Annotated in this window: 3 protein-coding genes; all 3 read left to right on the forward strand. The window is 61.6% G+C overall.

Annotated features, from left to right (window positions below; translation table 11 throughout):
• Nucleotides 1–32: 32 nt before the first annotated feature.
• From lgt to ileS, 3 genes are read left to right on the forward strand one after another with little or no spacing between them, the layout of a single operon-like run.
• Entirely contained in the window at nucleotides 33–839 is an 807-nt protein-coding gene (lgt, locus tag WC683_19895) for a prolipoprotein diacylglyceryl transferase (GenBank protein ID MFA4974871.1), read from the forward strand.
• A complete protein-coding gene (locus WC683_19900) occupies nucleotides 836–1,315 on the forward strand; it encodes a hypothetical protein (protein MFA4974872.1) in 480 nt (159 codons plus the stop codon). The genes lgt and WC683_19900 overlap by 4 nt, the downstream gene beginning before the upstream one ends.
• A 16-nt stretch (nucleotides 1,316–1,331) precedes the next feature.
• Nucleotides 1,332–4,127, forward strand: coding sequence for an isoleucine--tRNA ligase (ileS, locus tag WC683_19905; protein ID MFA4974873.1), 2,796 nt, complete (start codon nucleotides 1,332–1,334; stop codon nucleotides 4,125–4,127).
• Nucleotides 4,128–4,170 lie beyond the last annotated feature (43 nt).

Here is a 4,170-nt window from a genome sequence, read left to right on the forward strand (position 1 = left end):
TTATTCGGCGCCATTCCCTATAGAAATCGGCCATGTATCCGGTTCTCTTCAAGATTCCCCTCTTTGGCGGGATCACGGTCTACAGCTACGGCGTGATGGTGGCTCTGGGTTTCATCGCGGCGCTTGCCTGGATCAACTACGACAGCAAGAGGCAGGGGCTCAACTCCGCCAAATCGATAGACCTCGCATTCTACCTTATCCTCGCGGCCATAGTCGGCTCCAGGATCCTCCACGTGATCGTGAGCGAGAGGCAGCGGTTCATCGACGACCCCCTCATGATCATCCGAATCTGGGAGGGGGGGCTGGTCTTCTACGGCGGTTTGATCGCCGCGCTGGCGGTCGCATATTGGTACATGCGCAAGCACAGGATGCCCGCGCTCAAGGCGTGCGACGTCTTCTCCCCGGCTATAGCGCTGGGCCACGCGGTCGGGAGGATAGGGTGTTTCCTCGCGGGGTGCTGTTACGGCAGGGAGGCGGACGCGGCCTCCTGGTATTCGGTCGTGTTCCCAAACGACCCGCATACATTCGCGCCGCCTGGGCTTGCGGTCTATCCCACGCAGCTCATGGAGTCGGCCGGGGAATTCATGAACTTCGCGCTGCTCATGATCGTCCGGCGCTACAAGCGGTTCGACGGCCAGGTGCTGGCATGTTACATAATGATCTACGCCCTGATCAGATTGACGATGGAGTTCTTCCGGGGCGACGTGGAGCGGGGGTTCGTGTGGGAGCCGTGGCTCTCCACCTCCGGATTCATTTCGATTCTTCTGTTCGCCGTCGGCGCGTACATATACGTCCATCTGCGAAGGCGCGCGAAAACCGCAGGCAGGAGGGGATCATGAGGAGCGGGGCAATGGCGGCGATGATAGCGGCGTTGGCATGCGGGTCGTGCTCGAAGCCCATGGTGACCGGGCGAGTGACGCCCGACGTTCGATATTTCAGCCGGGACTACGCCTCCAATCCGAACGACACCTACTACGCGGTCCGCTGGGCGCTCAAGGAGACGGGGTACCCCGTAGAGGGAGAGGACCTGCCGGGCGGGGTGATCACCACGAAGTGGCTTCCCGTCACCTCCGACTCGCATTACGTGGAGGTCTTCGGCGAGCCGGACTACGGCGTCACGAATTCATATTATCAGATCGAGGTGCACATCAGCTCCGACTCGGGCAGGACCGTGGTGGAGGTCGGCGCGCGCGCCAAGACGGTGGCGCATAACCTCAAGAGTTCAGGCGTTGAGGAGCGCAAGGTGCTGGCCCGCATCGGCGATTATCTCAGGAGCGGCGAACCCAATGTGACGAACCTCGGCATAAACGAATAAGCGGTCAAGAGAGTCTATGGAAACCAACTACAAGGATACGCTCAACCTTCCGTCCACGGACTTCCCGATGAAGGCGAACCTCGCCGAACGGGAGCCGCAGCAGCTCGCCCGTTGGCAGGAGGAGCGCCTCTATCACAGGATGGTGGAGGCGAGGAGGGGCGGACCGCGCTATATACTGCACGACGGGCCGCCCTACGCAAACGGCCATCTGCATCTGGGCACGATACTCAACAAGATACTCAAGGACATCGTGGTCAAGTACAAGAACATGTCCGGCCTCTGCTGCGAGTTCGTACCCGGCTGGGACTGCCACGGGCTGCCGATAGAGCTCGAGGTCGATCGCAAGCTCGGGCCGAAGAAGCGCACGATGGAGCCCATAGACGTGCGCCGCGCCTGCCGCGAGCACGCGGAAAATTTCGTGGGGATCCAGCGCGATGAATTCATGAGGCTCGGGTGCCTGGGACGCTGGGAGAAGCCCTACAAGACGATGAACTTCGACTACGAGGCATCCATAGTGCGGGAGTTCGGCAAGTTCGTGAAGGCCGGTTCGGTCTTCAAGGGCAAGAAGCCGATCTACTGGTGCGCGTCGTGCCGCACCGCCCTGGCCGAGGCGGAGGTGGAATACGCGGACCGCGCCTCCCCATCCATATACGTCAAGTTCAGGCTCAAGGACGACGAGGACCTTCGCAAGCAGTGGAAGCTCGGCTCGGAGCCGATCTTTCTCGTGATATGGACCACGACCCCGTGGACCATACCGGCCAACCTCGCGGTGGCGCTGAATGCGGACCTCCCCTACGTCGCTGTGAAGGTCGAAGGCGAGGTCTGGGTCTTGGCGGAGGGGCTGCTCGATACGGTGATGGAGGCGGTGGGTCGGACGTACAGCACCGTGGTGGGGAAACCCGAACCTGCGAAGCTCGAACACAGAAAATGCGCGCACCCCTTGATAGATCGCGACTCGCTCGTCATCTTAGGCGAGCACGTGACGCTTGAGGCCGGCACTGGTGCGGTGCACACGGCGCCGGGCCACGGCCAGGATGACTACGAGGTCGGCCAGCGCTACGGCCTTCCGGTGCTCGCGCCCGTTGACGACGCGGGCCGCTTTACCAAGGAAGCCGGGCTCGATTGGCTCACCGGCCTCTTCGTCGAGGACGCGAACGCCCCGATCATAGAAAAACTGAAGGAGAAGGGCGCGCTCGTCGGTTCGAAGTCGATCACGCACTCGTATCCGCACTGCTGGCGCTGCAAGAAGCCGATCGTATTCCGCTCCACGGACCAATGGTTCATCTCGATGGAGAAGGGCGGACTCAGGGAGAAAGCGCTCGATGCGATTGAGAAGGTCCAGTGGATACCGCCGTGGGGCCGGAACCGCATAATTGGAATGATCTCCGCCAGACCCGACTGGTGCATCTCCAGGCAGCGGCTCTGGGGGGTGCCGGTGGTGGCGCTCGTCTGCCGCTCGTGCGGCAATTCGCATACGTCGTCCGACATAGTCGAGAAGACGGTGTCGATCTTCGAGAAGGAGGGGGCCGACGCATGGTACGCGAGGCCTGCCTCCGACTTCGTGCCTAAGGGGCATCGGTGTCCGGGCTGCGGCGAAGAGAAGGAATTCGGCAAGGAGCCGGACATACTCGACGTGTGGTTCGACTCGGGGGTTTCTTACGCAGCGGTGCTCGAATCGGAAGAGGGGATAAAGGATCAGGCCGACCTGTATCTCGAGGGCAGCGATCAGCACCGCGGATGGTTCCATACGTCGCTGCTCACCTCCATCGGCACGCGCGGCCGCGCGCCCTACAGGAGGGTCTTGACCCACGGGTTCGTCGTGGACGGGGAGGGCAAGAAGTACTCCAAGTCCGCGCGCAACTACGTGCCCCCTGAGAACCTGATAAAGCAGCACGGCGCGGAGATCCTGCGCCTGTGGGTCGCTTCGGAGGACTATCGCGACGACATCCGTTTCTCAAACGAGATACTGACCCGCACCGTCGAGGCGTACCGAAAGATCCGCAACACAGCCCGCTACATACTGGGCAATATAGGGGGCTTCGATCCTGACAAGGACTTGTTGCCAGAGGCGGAGTTGCCGGAGATCGACCGCTGGGCCCTCTCCGAGCTCGCCAGGGTGAGAGGCCGCGTGCTCGCGGCCTACGAGGAATTCGAGTTTCACGCGATCCTGCAGGCGCTGAACCGATTCTGCACCGTGGAGATGTCTTCGTTCTACATGGACATACTGAAGGACCGCCTCTACGCCGAGAGACGCGACGGCAAGGCCAGGCGAGCGGCGCAATCTGTGCTGTGGAGAATACTTGACGAGATGACGAGGCTCATGGCGCCGGTCCTCTCCTTCACGGCGGACGAGATATGGAATGCCATGCCCAGGCGCCGCGGTTCTCCTGACTCCGTGTTTCTCGCGGAGATGCCGAAGGCATCGGAGCCGGACGCAGGGTTACTGGCTCGCTGGCAGAGACTGATCGACGTGCGTGGCGTAGTCACCAAGGCGCTCGAGGGGGCCAGGGCCGACCGTTTCATCGGCAATCCGCTCGCCGCGAAGCTTTCGATCGAATGCTCGGACGAGCTCAAGGCGTTTCTCGAGGGGTTCGGATCGGATCTGCCGGACCTCCTGCTCGTCTCCGGGGTCTCCTTCGGCAAGGCGCAGGGAAAATATCTGGAGAAGAGCGCGGATATCGAGGGGCTTTCGGTCTCGGTCGAGAAGGCGGAGGGCGAGAAGTGCGCTAGGTGCTGGAAGTATTCCAAGAGCGTGGGCAGTCATGAAAAACATCCTGCGGTGTGCGACAGATGCTACTCTGTCCTGGAGTGATCGGCGGATATGAAGAAAAAATACTGGATCCTTTTGACGACGA

The organism is bacterium (assembly GCA_041648665.1).
GTDB lineage: Bacteria > UBA10199 > UBA10199 > 2-02-FULL-44-16 > JAAZCA01 > JAFGMW01.

Coding starts and splice junctions, on each gene's coding strand:
- lgt (MFA4974871.1), top strand. CDS start 33: ATGTATCCGGTTCTCTTCAAGATTCCCCTCTTTGGCGGGATCACGGTC.
- WC683_19900 (MFA4974872.1), top strand. CDS start 836: ATGAGGAGCGGGGCAATGGCGGCGATGATAGCGGCGTTGGCATGCGGG.
- ileS (MFA4974873.1), top strand. CDS start 1,332: ATGGAAACCAACTACAAGGATACGCTCAACCTTCCGTCCACGGACTTC.